Source organism: Streptomyces sp. CB01580, assembly GCF_001905795.1.
GTDB lineage: Bacteria > Actinomycetota > Actinomycetes > Streptomycetales > Streptomycetaceae > Streptomyces.
The window spans coordinates 108,720-125,175 of record NZ_LIXJ01000005.1 but is presented as its reverse complement, the minus strand read 5'-3'; the positions used below and the strand labels follow the sequence as shown (position 1 = coordinate 125,175).

Here is a 16,456-nt window from a genome sequence, read left to right as displayed (position 1 = left end):
AACGGCGGGATTCCTCGCGCTGCTCCTCGCGTGCGTGCGCCCCCCGCCGCGCCAGAGGCAAGGGATCTTCCGATGCCGGGAGATCTGCCGACGTCGAGGGATCTGCCGATGCTGAAGGAAACGGGGTCGGCTGCCCTGCCCTCGGGCCGCGACGGTTCTTCGGGACACGGTCCTTCGGGCCACGGTTCCTCAGGCCACGACGATGTTGTCGCCCGCCGCGTCGAGGGCGTCGCTCAGGTCGTCCGGGCAGGGACTGTCGGTGATGAGGGTGTCGAAGCCGTCGAGTTCGCAGACGCGGTGGGCGGCCGTGCGTCCGAACTTGCTGGAATCGGCGAGTACGTAGCGGTGGGACGCGTTGGCGAGCATGGCGCGCTTCGTCGCGACTTCGTCGAGGTGGAAGTCGGTCAGGCCGTAGGAGGCGATGCCTCCGGAGCCCAGGAAGACCGCGTCCGCGCGCAGGTTGTCGAAGAACTCGACGGTCTGGGCGTTGGAGCAGGCCAGGTCGCCTCCGCGCAGCCGCCCGCCGCTGACCAGAACCTCGACGCGCGGGCGGGAGCTGACTTCGGCGGCCACGAGCAGGGAGGGAGTGGCGATGACGCCGACGTGGTCGGCGGGCAGGGCGCGGGCCACCTCCAGAGCCGTGGTGCCGACATCGATGACGACCGTCTGGTTGGGTTCGATCAGGGCCGCTGCGGCTCGGCCGATGGCCTGCTTCTCGGCGAGGAAGGCGCCCCTGCGTTCATTGAAGGATGCCTCCTCCCCGACGGGGGACTGGACGGCGGTGGCGCCTCCGTGGACGCGTGCCAGCTCGCCGCGGCGCTCAAGGAGGGCGAGGTCCCTGCGGATCGTCTCGTGGGAGACGCTCAGCAGGCTGGTCAGGTCGTCGGTCGTGATGAATCTGAGCCGGGCGATCTCGGCGACGATCCTGCGGTGACGCTCGGCTGCTAGCACGTCCGACCCTCTCTGATTGACTGTTTCTGTGGAACCCTGACTGCATTCTAGGGCTCATGTGATGTCCGGAACGCATCGCCGACGGCCGCAAAATTCGGTTTTCTCTGCAGCTCAAGGTCGGTTTCTGCTAAGCGATCAGCGGTGGCTCCCCAGGTCGCGAGCGTGAACCCTTGACGGCAAACGGGCAAGGGTCCACACTCTCAGCAGTCAATAGTCCACACAAACGGTCACGAGGGACTGTTGAAAGGCATCGAGGTGGCGCGGACCGCGCGCCCTTGCAGCTGTCCCGCCACGGACAGGCTCCAGCGCATCCCTGTGGGGCGCGCGCCTCGATACCGACCGCATCCGGTTCTCCACCACCCACTGGCTTCCGCGGCGACGGCGGGGCACTCTGAAGCAGGGAACGAGGTCATGGCCAAATCAGAAGCAGGTGCTCAGGCGCCAAGAACGGCTGAGGTGCAGCAGGGCGAGCCGAACCAGGTGATGGCGCGGGAGCTGGGCTGGTACGCCTCGTTCTCCGTGGCGTTCGGGTTCGTGTCGATCGCGACAGGGATCTTCACGGCCTACGGCTCGGTGCTCGCCACCTCGGGCCCGCGCGGCATCTGGGCCTGGCCCATCTCCGTGATCGGCCAGCTCTGCATCGCCCTCGTCTTCGGAGCGCTGGCGGCGCGTATCCCGATCAGCGGCTACTCCTACCAGTGGGTGTCGCGGATCGTCGGGCCCGTGTGGGGCTGGATCATGGGCTGGATCTCGTTCGCCTTCCTCGGGGTCGTCGTGGTCGCCGTGGACTACACGATCGCCTCCACGATCCTCCCCGAGCTGTTCCAGTACATCGGCACGACACAGAACGCCTGGGTCATCACGGCGGGCGTGGTGCTGCTGCAGGCCCTGCTGGTCGCCGCGTCCACGCGCATCACGCACAAGGTCAACAGCGCGGCGGTGACGGCACAGCTCATCGGCATGATCACACTGACGGTGCTGCTGTTCGCGGTGGGCTACTTCACCGGCAAGCTCGACTTCGCCACCCTGTTCGACACCGGGACGATTCCGGAGAGCGGCTACTACGCTCTGGGCGGCGGAACCGACGCCGGCCCCTTCGCCCTGGCATTCCTGCTCGGCGCGTTCACCATCGTCGGATTCGAGTCCGCGGCGAACCTGGCGGAGGAGACCAAGAACCCCGCCCGCGTCATCCCCAAGGCGATGGTCCAGGCCGTCCTGTCCCTGGGTGTCCTCGGCTTCCTCTTCCTGGTCGCCGTGACCGCCGCCGTCGGCCAGGTCGACGGCGCCGCCGAGTCGGCCACCCCGGTGGCCACCGTGATCACCGCCGTGCTCGGGTCCGTGGTGGGCAAGGCCCTCCTGGTCCTCGTCGTGGTCTCGATCTTCTCCTGCGGACTGGTGATCACCCTCAGCGGAACCCGCCTGGTCTACGCGATGTCCAGGGACGAGCGCTTCCCCGGATGGCGTCTGCTCAAGCGCATCCACCCCCGGACGGCGACGCCGCTGAACGCCACCGTGTTCATGATGCTCATTGCGCAGATCGTCCTCGCGGTCTTCTCCCGTTCCACCGACGCCCTGTTCCAGCTGTTCTCCGCCGCCACCCTGCTGCCCGCCGTCATCTACGCCGGCACGGTCGCGATGTACGCGGTCAAGCGCTCCTCCCTGCCGCCGTCGCGCGGCTTCTCCCTGGGACGGTGGGAGGTCCCGGTCCTGATTCTGGCCGCGATCTGGCTGGTGTACGAGCTGCTCATCTTCCGGGACGCCTCCTTCCGCGGCCCCTGGGCCTACGTCCTGGTGCTGTGCGGGATCGGCGCCGTCTACCTGGTGGCGCTCATCGCCCGGCGCGGACGCGCCGCCCTGACGATGCCGGACATGGCTGACGTCGACCGCGCCCTGGACAGCGCCACCGCGCCCTCCGCAGCCGGCACGGAAGGGGCCCCGCGATGACCACGATCCTCGCCATCGACCAGGGCACCTCGGGCACCAAAGCCATCGTCGTCGACGCCGAGGACGGAACGGTCGCCATAGCCGAGGAGACCATCCGCCCCGCCTACCTGCCCGGGGGAGGCGTCGAACAGAATCCGTACGAACTGCTCGACTCCGTCCTCACCGCCGGCCGCCGGGCCATGCGCATGGCCGGCCGGCCCATCGACGGCGTGGCCCTGGCCAACCAGGGAGAGACCGTCCTGGCCTGGGACGAGGCCACGGGAACGCCGCTGTCCCCGGCGATCGTCTGGCAGGACAGTCGTGCGGAGAGCATCTGTGCCGAGCTGGCCGAGCACCGTGAGGACATCGCGCGGCGTACCGGTCTCGTTCTCGACCCCTACTTCTCCGCGCCCAAGATGGCGTGGCTGCGCCGCAATCTCACCCGTGACGGGGTGGTGACCACCACCGACACCTGGCTCGTGCACCACCTGACGGGCGAGTTCGTCACCGACGCCTCCACCGCCAGCCGTTCCCTGATCTTCGACCTGGACGGCGCGGCGTGGGACGGGCATCTCGCCGATCTGTTCTCCCTCGGCGACGAGCGGCTGCCGCGCATCGTCGGCAGTGACGAGGTGGTCGGCACCACGCGCGCCTTCGGGCCGGAGACGCCGGTGGCCGGCCTGATCGTGGACCAGCAGGCCGCCCTGGTCGCCGAGGCGTGCCTGGAGCAGGGAACGGCCAAGTGCACCTACGGCACGGGCGCGTTCCTGCTGGCGAACACGGGACCGGTCCCCGTGCGCTCCAGCGCGGGCCTGACGACGTCGGTGGCCTGGCAGGCCGCGGGGCAGACCCGGTACTGCCTGGACGGTCAGGTCTACACCGTGGCCTCGGCCGTGCGCTGGCTGCAGGACCTCGGTCTTCTTCAGTCCGCCACCGAGCTCGACGCGCTGGTCGCGGAGGACAGCGAGGGCGTCCTGTGCGTCCCGGCGTTCGCCGGACTCGCCGCTCCGTGGTGGGCTTCCGAGGCCACGGCCTCCCTCACCGGTCTGACGCTGGCCACCCGCCGCGAGCACCTCGTCCTGGCCGTGCTCCAGGGCATAGCCGCCCAGGTCACCGAGCTCACGGCCCTCGTCGGCCGCGACCTCGACCGGCCCCTGGACCGGCTGCGCGCCGACGGCGGACTGACCAACTCCGCCGCCCTCATGCAGGCCCAGGCCGACATCGCCCAGCTCCCCGTCGACATCTACCCCAACGCGCACGCCACCCCCCTCGGCGCCGCCGCGCTCGCCCGCTGTGCGCTCGACCCCGCCATCAGCCTCGAAGAGGCCGTCGGCGACTGGCAGCCGGCGGCCGTCTACGAACCCCGCTGGTCCGAGGACCGGGCCCAGGAGTTCCGCACCACATGGGCGCAGGCCGCCGCGGCCTGCGCCACCAAGGGAGACCACTCATGACCCCCACCCCCCACCGTTCTCACCCCGAAGTCTTCGACATCGTGGTGATCGGAGGAGGCATCGTCGGCTCGGCCATCGCACGCGAGCTGTCGGGCCACGACGTCTCCGTGGCGCTGCTCGAAGCCCGCGACGACGTCGGAGACGGAACCAGCAAGGCCAACACCGCCATCCTGCACACGGGCTTCGACGCCAAACCGGGCACGCTGGAGTCCCGGCTCGTGGCTCGCGGCTACCACCTGCTGAGCGATTACGCCAAGGCCACCGGAATCCCCGTCGAGCACACCGGCGCCGTGCTGGTGGCCTGGAACCAGGAAGAGCTCGACGCCCTGCCCGCCCTGAAGGAGAAGGCCGAGGCCAACGGATACGAGCACTGCCGCATCGTCGACGCGGACGAGGTGTACCGGGTCCTGCCCGATCTCGGCGAGGGTGTGCTCGGCGGCCTGAGCGTTCCCGACGAGTCCATCATCTGCACCTGGACCACCAACCTCGCCCTGGCCACGGACGCCAGGCAACGCGGGACCACGATCCTGCTCGAACACGCCGTGACCGGCATCGACGTGGGCGACGACGCGACGACGCTGCACACCGCCCAGGGCGATGTGCGAGCCCGCTGGGTCGTCAACGCGGCGGGCCTCGGCGCCGACACGATCGACCGGTTCTTCGGCCACGACCGCTTCACCGTCACCCCCCGCCGCGGCGAACTGTTCGTGTTCGACAAGCTGGCACGGCCCAAGGCCGGCAAGATCGTCCTGCCGGTGCCCTCCTCCCGCGGCAAGGGCGTGCTCATTTCCCCGACGATCTACGGCAACGTCATGCTCGGCCCCACCGCCGAGGACCTCACCGACCGCACCGACACCGCCACGTCCGAGGACGGCTACGACTTCCTCCTCGGCAAGGGCGCGCGGCTCATGCCGAGCCTGCTCGACGAGGAGGTCACCGCCAGCTACGCCGGACTGCGTGCCGCGATCGACCGCGACGACTACCTCATCGAAGCCACCCCCGAACAGCGATACCTCCTTGTGGGTGGCATCCGCTCCACCGGCCTGACGGCAGGCATCGCCATCGCCGAGCACGTCAGCGGGCTCCTGGCGGAAGCCGGACTCGGGCTCCGCAGCCGCAGCGACCTGCCTGCCCCGCCCCGGATGCCGAACATCGGCGAAGCCACCACACGCCCCTACCAGGACGCCGACCTCATCGCCGAGGACGCCGCCTACGGCACCATCGTCTGCTTCTGCGAACGGGTCACCGAGGGCGAGATCCGAGACGCCTGCCACGCCCCGGTGCCCGCGCGCAGTCTGGAAGGGCTGCGCCGACGCACCCGGGCCATGAACGGCCGCTGCCAGGGCTTCTTCTGCGGCGCGGCCGTCGCCGCCCTGCGTACCCGGCACCAGACCAACGACGGCTGCTGCAGCCAGCACAAGGACAACCGATGACCCACCAGCTGCCCCTCATCGAGCCCGATGTCCTCATCATCGGAGGCGGTCCCGCAGGGCTCACCGCCGCCGCCGAACTCGTCGACCGTGGTGCCGGGCGGGTCCTGGTCGTCGACCGGGAGAAGCAGGCCGGCGGCATTCCCCGGCACAGCGACCACACCGGATACGGCCTGCGAGACCTGCGCCGTGTGATGACCGGCCCCGCCTACGCCCGTCACCTGACCGACCGGGCCGCACGGTCCGGAGCGGAGATCCGCACCAGCACCATGGTCACCGGCTGGTCCGACCAGCGCACCGTCGACGTCACCAGCCCCGAGGGCCGCTACCAGATCCGTGCCCGAGCCATCGTCCTGGCGACCGGAGCCCGCGAACGGCCCCGCACCGCACGCCGCATCCCCGGAGACCGCCCCCACGGGGTCTACACCACCGGTCAACTCCAAAACCTCGTCCACCTCCACCACCAGCCCGTCGGCGAGCGGGCCGTCATCGTCGGTGGCGAACTGGTCAGCTGGTCCGCGGCCATGACCCTCCGTGAAGCCGGCTGCACCCCCGCGCTCATGATCAGCAAGTACCCGAAGGCGGAGTCCTACGGCGCCTTCAACGCCGCAGGCCGCACCGTTCTCCGCGTTCCGGTCGCCACCCGCTGCCGGGTCACCCGGATCCTGGGCAAGGGCCGTTGCGAGGCTGTCGAGATCGAGCACCTCGACACGGGCAGGCGCCGAACCGTCGAATGCGACACCGTCGTCTTCACCGGCGACTGGATCCCCGACCACGAACTCGTACGTTCCGCGGGCATCACCCTCGACGAGAGCACCCTCGGCCCCCTCACGGACACCGCGCTGCGCACCAGCCGGCCCGGAGTCTTCGCGGTCGGCAACATGCTCCACCCCGTCGACACCGCAGACGTGGCCGCCCTCGACGGCAAGCACGTCGCCCAGCAGGTCATCGACCACCTGGACGGAAGGCGCGAGCCGACCGAGGGGGTCCGCCTGATCGCCGACGCCCCGTTCCGCTGGATCGCACCGCAGATCCTCCGCCCCGGCGATCCGGCTCCGGCCCGCGACCGGCTCCTGCTCTGGACGGACGAGTTCGTCCGCTTCCCCAAGGTGACGGTCCGTCAGGACGGCCGTGTCGTCACCCGCCGCACCCTTGCCTGGCCTGCGGCCCCCGGTCGGGTCTTCCGTATCCCGTCCTCGGTCCTCGACGGGATCTCCCTCACCGGAGGCCCCGTCCACATCACCATGTAGCCTGTCGCGCCACGAGTTCGCGATGGTGCCCCGCACCCGCCGGCCACCATCGCGGACTCGCTCCGCCTTCAGGAGCGTGAGACCATTCCGGCGCCCTGCGGAGGTGTGCCCCCCCGGCCGATCCGTTCGCCGACCTGTTCGCCCTCTCGCAACGCCACGCCCCGGCGCCGCGGCAGCCCGGAATGCGCACCGCGTCCCGCACGCGGGACGGGACGGGGCGCCGCGATGCCCGACACCGCCGCGAGGCTCGGGAGCGGCCGCGGAGTGGGGGACCGGCTCGCGACCCACGCGGTCCGTGAGGTGGGACGGGGTCCGCTCGGAGTCGGAGACAGCACGCCGGCCCGGAATCCGCAGGGGCGGCGGCAGCCGGTCGGTCGGGTGAAGCAGCGGCTCGTCGGCGTGGCGCGTGCGTCACGGACGAGTGCCCCGACTCCGGACGCGGCGTCATGCCCCCGGATCGGCCCTCCTCGCACGGACGAGCGTGGCGGCGGCGTTGTCCAGCAGCATCTCCAGCGCGGTCGGGTAGGCGCTGTCGTTCATGCGGGCGATCAGCAGGGGGGCCGTGGTCGCGATGTTCGGATGGGTCGTTGCGGGGAGCCGGGCGTAGGTCGCCTGCCAGACCGCTTCGTCGGCGGCGCGTGCGGAGTGCGGGAGGGCGAGGCCGGCCGCGTCCAGCGCGGCGAAGGCGAGCGTCTGGTCGATGAACGCGTGGTAGATGCGCACCGCCTCGGGGTCGGGCAGGCCCGCGGAGCGCAGCACCCCGAGGATCGACTCGTCGGCGTCGATCTCGTTCGCCCGGCCACTGACCCGGCTGGCGGTGAGCACGGCCGCCTGCGGGTGGGCGAGGTAGGCGGAGTGGATGCGCAGACCCAGGTCGCGCAGGTCGGTGCGCCAGTCGCCGGTGGCCTTCCAGCCCCGCATGGCACGGCCGATCAACGCGTCGGCGATGGCGAGCGTGAGGTCGTCGGCGCTGCGGAAGTAGCGGTAGAGGCTGCTCGGGTCGGCACCGAGTGCCACGCCGAGCCGTCGCACGCTCAGGCCTTCCCTGCCGTGCTGCTGCAGCAGCCGCATCGCGGTCTCGACAATGAGCCGCTCCGACAGGACTACGCCACCTTTGGTGGGCTTTCTGCGCCTTCGTTCCGTCTCCGGCACTACTTCCTTGGGCATGACCGCTCCTCCAGCACCTCTTTCGCAGCTTATGCCAACGCCATTGACGTGTTTGGGGCGGGGGACCTTTCATGGGCGCACCAAGGCTCCGGCCTCTGTAGATGAAAGGCATCTCTGCCATGCGAGTACTGCTTGTGGGCGCGGGCGGCGTAGGAACGGCGATCACCCGGATCGCGGCTCGCCGCTCCTTCTTCGACCACATCATCGTCGCCGACTACGACCTGTCCCGGGCCGAAGCGGCGGTGGCTGCGCTGGATGACACCGGCACCCGATTCAGCGCGGCGCAGATCGACGCCTCCGACCAGGAGGCCGTCACGGCCCTGCTCACCCAGGGGCGGTGCGACGTCCTGCTCAACGCCACCGACCCGCGGTTCGTGATGCCGCTGTTCGAAGCCGCTTCGGCGGCCGGGACGCACTACCTCGACATGGCGATGTCGCTGTCGTACCCGCACCCCGAGCGGCCGTACGAGCAGTGCGGGGTCAAGCTCGGCGACGCGCAGTTCGAGCGCGCCGCCGAATGGGAGAAGGCCGGACGGCTGGCGCTGGTCGGCGTCGGGGTGGAGCCGGGTCTTTCCGACGTCTTCGCCCGCTACGCCGCCGAGGAACTCTTCGACGAGATCGAGGAGATCGGCGTCCGCGACGGCGCCAACCTGACGGTCGACGGTCATGACTTCGCGCCGTCCTTCTCCATCTGGACAACCATCGAGGAATGCCTGAACCCGCCGGTGATCTGGGAGAAGGACCGGGGCTGGTTCACCACGGCGCCCTTCAGCGAGCCGGAGGTCTTCGACTTCCCCGAGGGCATCGGCCCCGTCGAGTGCGTCAACGTCGAGCACGAAGAAGTGCTGCTGATCCCGCGTTGGGTGGACGCCGAGCGGGTCACCTTCAAGTACGGACTCGGTGACGAGTTCATCGAGACGCTCAAGACCCTGCACAAGCTCGGTCTGGACCGCACGGAGAAGGTGACCGTCGGCGACGGCACCCAGGTCTCCCCGCGTGACGTCGTCGCCGCCTGCCTGCCCGACCCGGCCACGCTCGGGGACCGCATGCACGGCAAGACGTGCGCCGGTACGTGGGTGAAGGGCATGAAGGACGGAAAGCCGCGCGAGGTGTACCTGTACCACGTCGTCGACAACCAGTGGTCGATGCGCGAGTACGGCTCGCAGGCCGTGGTCTGGCAGACCGCCATCAACCCGGTCGTCGCCCTGGAGCTGATGGCGGCCGGGACCTGGACCGGATCCGGCGTCCTCGGCGCCGAGGCCTTCGACCCCCGCCCCTTCCTGGACCTGCTGAACGAGCACGGCTCCCCCTGGGGCCTGCGCGATCAGTGATTTTGCACCTCACGGCCGACCCGTCCCGTCCCGGGGGCCGGGCCGGCACCCCTGCCCCCGGCCGTCGCGCGCCCGCGCCCGGCCGGGGGCACCGCACACCACGCACCACGCCGACACCCCGAAGCAAGGGAGCACATGAAAGACGACGCTGCGGACGCCCGTCCGCCCGGGGAACTGAAGGCCGACGCGATCGGCTTCGTCGATGCACTCGTCATCGGGCTGAACTCCACCTCCCCCGCGTACTCCCTCGCCGCGGTCATCGGCCCGACGGCACGCCCTGCCCGGCCACTTCGGCCGTGTGCACCACCGTTTCCAGACCCCCCACGTGAGCACCTGGTGGGTCGCCGGCGTGGCCATCGTCTGGTACCTCGGTGTCAGCCTGATCAGCGCCAACGCGCTGCTCGACTCGCTGACCGCGCTGTCGTTGCTCATCGCGTTCTACTACGCGCTCACCGGCGTGGCCTGCGCGGTCTACTACCGCCGCCGCCTGTTCGAGAGCCTTCGCGATTTCGTCCTGCTCGGCGTCGGCCCGCTGATCGGGGCCGCCATGCTGACCTGGCTGCTCGTGGAATCGGTCATCGACATGTCCGACCCCGAGAACTCGTACAGCGGGAACACCTGGTTCTCGCTGGGCCCGCCGCTCGTCATCGGTATCGGCATCGCGGTCGTCGGAGTGGTCACCATGCTCGTACGGCGCCTGTTCTCCGCCGCCTTCTGGGCGGAACGCCCGAGCGTGGCCGGGCCGGAGTCCCCCCGTGCCACCGTGATGCCGCACGCAACCGCCCCCGCCCCCGCAGCCGTTGCTCACGACGGAATGGACGCATGACGCCCACGGCGGGAACCGCCGCTCGGCGGCGTCGTCACCGGGCCGCCGGGTTCCGGTGACGACCGTGGCGGCCGATACGGTCAGCCATCTGCACCCGGCAGCGGGGATCCGTGCCGCAGGCGCGACGGAACCGCCCTCCGAGGACCCGGACCACCCGTTCCCGGCGCCGCCTCCGCGGTGATGGTCCCGGCGATCTCGTCGTCGGAATGTCCGGCCAGGGCGAGGTCCTGGACGCGTCGGAACGGAATGTGGTGGACGCCGCCCAGCAGCCCGGCGGCGGTCCGGACGGTGACACGCGGTCTGCGGTTCGCACACGTGGCGCGGACGGTGACGACGGCACCCGGAAGGGCGGCAAGGGCAGCCGGGACTGCCCGTGATGCTGCCTCGACGGCTCTCTCGTGGGCGCGCTGCCCGATGGAGGCTCGGACGCGACGTTCGAACCACCGGTGAAGGGCCACCGCCGTGCACGCTCGTGACAGCGCGCCCGAGAACGACGAGGCCAGGACCCCGGAGCAACAGGTGGAGCGGGGCGGGGAGCGGCGGACTCCGCAGCCCGCGGGACGTGGCGGCCGTACGCTCGACGCTCGATCCGTTCAGCGGTTGCAGCGCGGGGCGGGCAACGCTGCCGTGTCACGGCTGCTGGCTGCGCAGCGCCCGTCGCGGCCACCGGTACGCCAGGGACCGGCGGGCCCGCAGGGTTTCGGGGGCCCGGGGAATCGGGCGCCGGGCGGCCCCCCTGCTCAAGGGCCTGCGTACGGCGGGTCTGCGCCGGACCGGCAGGAAGCCGTTCCCGGGACCTCGCCCGGCACTTCCCCGGGGATGGGCGATTTCGGCGCGGAGGAGGGGGCGGCCCACGCCCCCGAAGCGCGCCCCGCCGCCCCTCGTGCCGTCATGAGGCCGCCGACCGACGAGAAGGCGGCGCGGCCGGACCGGCCGCGGCCGGCCGAGGAGCCCGTCCTGCCCGCACGGCTCCCGGACGGTGGTGCCGCGGCCGCCTCGGCCACCGCGGACGCGCGCAAGGGCGAACTGGAGTCGGCCCGTAAGGGAAAGCGGCCGGGCTCGTCGCTGCCGAAGGAACATCGCACGGCGGGCACGAAGGCCACGGACGGGGGCCGGGGGCAGCGCGGGGCGTCGGGGCCGGACCCGGAAGGCGTACCGAAGCACGGCAGATCCCAAGGACAGCCACGGGAAGGGCAGTCGGGGCAGGACCCCGGCAGGCCGGACGGGGGAGGCCGGGAGGGCGGAGGCGGCGACGGGGTCGGCTTCGTGGAGCTGGACGTGGAGCCGCTGCTGCCACCGCTGTGGGGGCAGTCACCGCAGGAGCACGAGGCGGAGGTACAGGACTACAAGCAGGGGCTGGCGCGGGACCGAAGAGCCGGGAAGGAGATGGTTGCCGCGTTCGTCAGCGGTCGCCGGGCGAAATCGGGCCGACTGGCGGCGCTCGGCCCCCAGCTGACCGGGCAGGTCAATGGCGCCAAGGCGACGGCGCTGGCGGAGATCAGGTCTGCCGAGACCTCCGGTGCGGAGGCGGTGCGGGCGGCCGTGCGCAGTGCCAGGGCGAGCGTGCAGGCGCAGGCGCGGGCAGCCCGTGGCCAGGTGGAGGCCCGTCACGCGGCGGCGGTCGCGGCGATGGGAACGGCGGCCTCGGGCGCGCGGACCGCGATGGACGGCGGAGCCCGTACGGCGGACCAGGCCGTCACCGGCAAGCAGAACGACCAGCTGTCGGCGCTCGGAGACCTCTACGCCCGTACGGAACAACGGATCCGGGACGCCGCTACGCACGCGGGGGACCTGGCGGTCGGCGAGGCCAGGAAACGGGCCGAGCAGTACCGCGCGAAGATGATCCACCGCGACGACAATTTCTGGGACGGTCCGCTGACCGACAACCGCTGCAAGGCAAGGGCGGATGCCGCCAAGGCGGTCGGCGACGGGTACAAGGAGCAACTGCCCAAGGCCGCGGACGAGCCCATCGGCGACATACGAAAAGGCCGGCCGGACGCCGAGAACACGGTCCGCAAGATCTCCGACGACGTCCGGGGGAGTCTGGACTCGGTGCTGAAGCAGAGTCAGCAGGGCCTGGCCGATGCGCACCGACAGTCGGCCGGGAGTGCCGACGACGCCAAGGCGGCTGCGCTCCAGGGGATCGGCCGGGCGGTGAGTTCCGCCGAGGCGGGTCTGGCGCGGTTGGAGACGTCGCAACTGGCGGCGATTCGTGCGCAGGCGGCGCAGCAGCGGCAGGCCGCCGAACGCCAGGCCGCCGGTGCCAACGCCGCGATCGGCCGGAGCCTGGCCGCGGCGCGGGCAGGGCTGGACCGGAGCCTGCGGGAGTTCGTACGGATCCTCGGCACGGACGAGGCACCCGATCCCGACCAGCTCGAGGAGGTGTTACGGGACACCGGCGACCGGTTCGACGAGCGGTTGGAGGGGACGGCCGAAGGGCTGCGGGCGCGGGCCGCGCAGGCCGGGCGGTCGCTGGCGGCGCTGGGTGAGCGTACGGCGTCGGGGATTTCGCAGACCTCCTCCGCCGCGTCGCGGTCCGCGCAGCAGACCGCGACGTCCACCGGACAGACGCTGACCACCACCGCCACACGGACAGCGAGTGGGCTGCGGGAGGTCCAGCAGTACTTCGCCGAGACCGCCAAGACCATGCGGAGCGGTCACGAGGACGCCAACAAGCAGGTACTGCAGGGGCTCGACAAGGCGTACACCGAACTCTCCGGCAAGTTCAAGGAGGGGGCGGACGGGCAGGTCGAGGCCGTTGCGGAAGGCCTGGAAAAGGCGGCCACGGGGACGGGGAAGGACGAGATCCACCCGAAGATCACCGAGGAGGCGGACAAGGCAGCCGCCAAGGTCAAGCCGCGCTGGGTGTCCGTCCTCGTCGTCGTCCTGGTCATCGTCGTCGTCATCGCGCTGACGCTGGTGCTCGGCCCCTTGATCATTGGTCCGATCGGGGCGCTGGCCGGGGCGATGGGGGCGAGTGCCGCCGCCGCGGGGGTGATCGGAACGGTCGTCGGCGGAGCCGTCGTGGGGGCGGTGGCGGGGGCCGTGGGCCAAGTGGTGAGCAACGTCTGTTACGGCCTGCCGCCGCTGGAGGGGGTCGGCAAGGCGGCCCTCTTCGGGGCGATCGGCGGGGCGATCGGCGGCGGAGTGTCGGCGGCCGTCGCGAAGACCGCGCTGAGTACGGGCGTCCGCGTCGGTATCGAGATGACGGTCGAGGCGGGGGTCGAGGTCGGCCTCGGCGCCGCGGACGCCGCCATCACCGGCCAGAGCTACACCTTGCGGGACGCGCTGATCGGCGTGGCCACATCGGTGGCGGTCACCGGCGTGATGGCCCATCCGCGCGTGCACGCCATGACCGAACGGGTCTCCACGAGCGTGACGGCCGGCCTGGGAAAGCTCGGCATCGAAGTCCCCGGGCTCCCCACGGATGTCAAAACCCCCGACGCGGCCGGCGCCCCCGACGTCAACGTCCCCAAGGCGCCCGACATCGACGTGCCCGGCGCCCCAACCGGGCCCAGGCCCGACGGCTCGGGCCCGGCACCCGGCGGCACCCCCGGAGTCAAGCCCGATGTCGACGGTCCCGGTCACAGGCCCGACGGTGACGCCGGCGGCAGCCCGCAGCCGGGCCGCGGCCCCGACGGTGCCACCTCCTGGGACGGCTCCAGCCTCGACCCCACCGGTGGCAAGGGCAGCGCGGACGGCCCCGTACGCCCTCGCGACCAGGCCGACGTCGAAGCAGAACTCCGCAGCGTGCTCGGCCCGTTGGGCGATCGGGTCGACGTCAGGATCGACCCCGAACTCCCCGGCCGCACCGTCCGCGTCCACTACGACATCGACGACAACGGCCTGATCACCAACGTCCGCATGGCCGTCGGCCCCTCCGCCACCCCCACCGACATCCGCCTCCACGCCCCCACCGCCCGCACGATGATGCGCTACGGCGGCCTCTCCGGCCGCGTGCGCCAACTCCTGCGCCAGGTGACCGAATGGGCCGGCATCCACGGCTCCCCACCCGTCGGCTCGATGGCCTGGGAAGCCCGCCTCGAACTCCGCAAGCTCCCTGCCGTCATCGCCGACCGCGCCCGCACCTACGCCGATGCCGACCCCGCCGCCCGCTCCGAACTCGAAGCCGAACTGAGCTTCCTCGTCCAGCAGGTCAACACCCACGCCAACACCCTCAAGGAATGGAATCTGGACCCCGGGCGAGGCTATGTCGCCGCGGACAGCGAGGGGCTGAAGGCAGCCAAGAACCTCGGCTACACCGAAGCGGACCTGCCGGACGGTCATGTCTGGCGCCAGCCCAAGGGCAGACCGCTGGAGCTCGTCCAGAACGATTCCTCGACAAAGAAGCACTGGTTCATCCCGCCCACCGACGAGAATCCGCTCGGCAGCATCGTCGACCAGAAGCCGGAGACCGCCGCCAACCCCAAGCCGCGGTTCGATGCCGACCCGTCCATCACGCGGGAGGAGGCGTTCGACAAGCTGGGCGGCAATGACGAGAGCAAGCCGTTGGGCAAGTTCATCAAGGTCCTCAAGGACAATGGAGTCATCGGCTCGGAGGCCGATTTCATCGCGAAGATGCCGGATCCGGCGGGTCGCCTCTACGACGACGTGCGGCATGTCGCGAAAATAGACTTCGCGAAACAGCTGGCCGAAAAGGTCGGAAGTCACGCCGATCTTCTGCGTATCAGCAAGGAGCTGCACGGATCCGACCGCGGACCCCTGGGTGAGGCCTGGTACGAGAAGAATCACGCGCCCGACGCAAACTCCCAGGTCGTGATCCCCAAGGACGCCGTCGACGGTGTCACCCTGGAAAAACCTCGACGGCTCGACCTCGTCGAGGACGACACCATCGTGGAGATCAAGAACATCTCCAAGTACGACAAGGAAATAGAAGGCCAGCTCAATGACCTGATCAAGATACCCGGGAAAGACATATCGGTGGGTGGAGAAAGGCGGCCGATCAATCTCGTACGCGTGGCCTTCCTGGATCCGCAGGGAGTGCACAGCAACGCGCCCTGGCTCTTCAAGTTCCTCAAGGCCAACTCGGAAGCGGACCTCGAACTCCACGTGTTCAACGCCCGCGGGGATCCCAGGGTGCTCACCCCGGAGGACTGGAGTTCCTTGGACTTCAGTACTGCGGCGGGGCGTGACTTCAAGGCATGGTTGGACGGCAGGACGGCCGAGGCAACGGGAGGCGGACAGTAGATGCTGGGACGGATCACGGTGGCGCTGGAGACCCCGGACGCGACCGCGGCGGCTCACGCCCTGTGGGAGCACCGGCTGTGGGGAGACGCACAGGCACCGCGTGAGGTCGACGTCGACTCCCGCAGCGCACGCCCCTCGCCGGACTGGATCGCGCGCTTCGCGGGCACGGGGGACACCGTCGCTGCGTACTTCGACGAGGACGCCGAGCACCGCCTCGTCGTGCGCGCCGGCGGATACGTCGACGCCGCCTTCGACTTCGAGGGCGGCCCGGCCGAGGTGGTCGGGCTGCTGAGCGAGCTGCCCTTCCGCGTCGCGTCGTTCAAGACACTCCATGCGCAATGGCGCACCCGTGGCCCGCTGTTCTACCGGGCACCCGGATTCGGCGGACATCACCTCCGGCACGGCTGGGCCTGTGCCTTCCAGGGCCCCGGGCATCGCTCCCTGGTCTCCCGCCGCTGGCTCGACCAGGACTGCTGGCGGCTGCACCGCGGACCGAACGACACCACCCTCGTGCAGTTCCACGATCTGGACCTCGACGCGTCGGCCGCACTCCAGCAGGCGAAACCGGCACACCTGCGTATGGGCATCACGGATGAGGGGGGATACCTGCAGGAGCCGTACGTCTACGACAAGGACATCCGCGGCTTCTACGACGCGGAACGCCGGGTGCTGGAAGTCGTCGTCCTCGGGCGGACCGTGTCGCCGGTCGAGATGCGCGACGCCTGCGCGGTGCGACGTGATCAGGCGCTCGGTCCTGACCGACCGGTCGACAACGTGGCCTTCGTCTTCATGGATCCGGACGAGGCACGCGCCCATCTGCCCCGGCTCTGGCCGTACGAGTTGGAGTGCTGGACCATCGTCGACGAGGTCAAGACCCGACTGGACACCGAAGAGCCGCCCGAAGGAGTGAGTGTCTGAG

General features: G+C 70.6%; 10 protein-coding genes and 1 pseudogene. 9 read left to right on the top strand and 2 right to left on the bottom strand.

Annotation, left to right across the window (positions count from 1 at the left end; translation table 11 throughout):
• Nucleotides 1-189: 189 nt before the first annotated feature.
• Complete coding sequence (locus AMK22_RS10765; RefSeq protein ID WP_073783801.1) at nt 190-951, bottom strand: DeoR/GlpR family DNA-binding transcription regulator; 762 nt, start codon at nt 949-951, stop codon at nt 190-192.
• A 411-nt stretch (nt 952-1,362) separates the two neighbouring features.
• On the opposite strand from AMK22_RS10765, the gene AMK22_RS10760 reads away from it, so the two are divergent.
• The 4 genes from AMK22_RS10760 to AMK22_RS10745 are packed head-to-tail and all read left to right on the top strand — an operon-like array spanning nt 1,363 to nt 7,005.
• Nucleotides 1,363-2,895 (top strand): APC family permease, encoded by a 1,533-nt coding sequence (locus tag AMK22_RS10760; RefSeq protein WP_073783799.1) that lies wholly within the window; start codon nt 1,363-1,365, stop codon nt 2,893-2,895.
• Nucleotides 2,892-4,325 (top strand): FGGY family carbohydrate kinase, encoded by a 1,434-nt coding sequence (locus AMK22_RS10755; RefSeq protein ID WP_073783797.1) that lies wholly within the window; start codon nt 2,892-2,894, stop codon nt 4,323-4,325. The genes AMK22_RS10760 and AMK22_RS10755 overlap by 4 nt, the downstream gene beginning before the upstream one ends.
• Nucleotides 4,322-5,758: an NAD(P)/FAD-dependent oxidoreductase gene (locus tag AMK22_RS10750; protein ID WP_073783795.1), complete on the top strand. Its 1,437-nt coding sequence runs from the start codon at nt 4,322-4,324 to the stop codon at nt 5,756-5,758. The genes AMK22_RS10755 and AMK22_RS10750 overlap by 4 nt, the downstream gene beginning before the upstream one ends.
• Nucleotides 5,755-7,005 (top strand): NAD(P)/FAD-dependent oxidoreductase, encoded by a 1,251-nt coding sequence (locus AMK22_RS10745; RefSeq protein WP_073783793.1) that lies wholly within the window; start codon nt 5,755-5,757, stop codon nt 7,003-7,005. The genes AMK22_RS10750 and AMK22_RS10745 overlap by 4 nt, the downstream gene beginning before the upstream one ends.
• A gap of 444 nt (nt 7,006-7,449) precedes the next feature.
• On the opposite strand, the gene AMK22_RS10740 is transcribed toward AMK22_RS10745, so the two are convergent.
• Complete coding sequence (locus AMK22_RS10740; RefSeq protein WP_073783791.1) at nt 7,450-8,172, bottom strand: TetR/AcrR family transcriptional regulator; 723 nt, start codon at nt 8,170-8,172, stop codon at nt 7,450-7,452.
• Between the two features lie 119 nt (nt 8,173-8,291).
• Between AMK22_RS10740 and AMK22_RS10735 the strand changes: the two genes are divergently transcribed.
• The 5 genes and pseudogenes from AMK22_RS10735 (at nt 8,292) to AMK22_RS10720 (ending at nt 16,455) form a co-directional block, all read left to right on the top strand.
• Nucleotides 8,292-9,503 (top strand): saccharopine dehydrogenase family protein, encoded by a 1,212-nt coding sequence (locus AMK22_RS10735; protein WP_073783789.1) that lies wholly within the window; start codon nt 8,292-8,294, stop codon nt 9,501-9,503.
• Between the two features lie 256 nt (nt 9,504-9,759).
• Nucleotides 9,760-10,329: pseudogene (locus tag AMK22_RS10730) on the top strand (APC family permease); the annotation flags it as partial.
• Between the two features lie 206 nt (nt 10,330-10,535).
• Nucleotides 10,536-10,706: a hypothetical protein gene (locus tag AMK22_RS40385; RefSeq protein ID WP_206780478.1), complete on the top strand. Its 171-nt coding sequence runs from the start codon at nt 10,536-10,538 to the stop codon at nt 10,704-10,706.
• 514 nt (nt 10,707-11,220) lie between these two features.
• On the top strand, nt 11,221-15,537 hold the full coding sequence (locus tag AMK22_RS39460; RefSeq protein WP_158072039.1) for a hypothetical protein: 4,317 nt from the start codon (nt 11,221-11,223) through the stop codon (nt 15,535-15,537).
• A complete protein-coding gene (locus tag AMK22_RS10720; protein ID WP_073783784.1) occupies nt 15,538-16,455 on the top strand; it encodes a hypothetical protein in 918 nt (305 codons plus the stop codon).
• The last annotated feature ends 1 nt before the right edge of the window (nt 16,456 follow it).

Bases quoted from the DNA above. Each gene is read 5' to 3' on its own strand.
- AMK22_RS10760 (WP_073783799.1), top strand. From the start codon at position 1,363: ATGGCCAAATCAGAAGCAGGTGCTCAGGCGCCAAGAACGGCTGAGGTG.
- AMK22_RS10755 (WP_073783797.1), top strand. From the start codon at position 2,892: ATGACCACGATCCTCGCCATCGACCAGGGCACCTCGGGCACCAAAGCC.
- AMK22_RS10750 (WP_073783795.1), top strand. From the start codon at position 4,322: ATGACCCCCACCCCCCACCGTTCTCACCCCGAAGTCTTCGACATCGTG.
- AMK22_RS10745 (WP_073783793.1), top strand. From the start codon at position 5,755: ATGACCCACCAGCTGCCCCTCATCGAGCCCGATGTCCTCATCATCGGA.
- AMK22_RS10740 (WP_073783791.1), bottom strand. From the start codon at position 8,172: ATGCCCAAGGAAGTAGTGCCGGAGACGGAACGAAGGCGCAGAAAGCCC.
- AMK22_RS10735 (WP_073783789.1), top strand. From the start codon at position 8,292: ATGCGAGTACTGCTTGTGGGCGCGGGCGGCGTAGGAACGGCGATCACC.
- AMK22_RS40385 (WP_206780478.1), top strand. From the start codon at position 10,536: ATGTCCGGCCAGGGCGAGGTCCTGGACGCGTCGGAACGGAATGTGGTG.
- AMK22_RS39460 (WP_158072039.1), top strand. From the start codon at position 11,221: ATGAGGCCGCCGACCGACGAGAAGGCGGCGCGGCCGGACCGGCCGCGG.
- AMK22_RS10720 (WP_073783784.1), top strand. From the start codon at position 15,538: ATGCTGGGACGGATCACGGTGGCGCTGGAGACCCCGGACGCGACCGCG.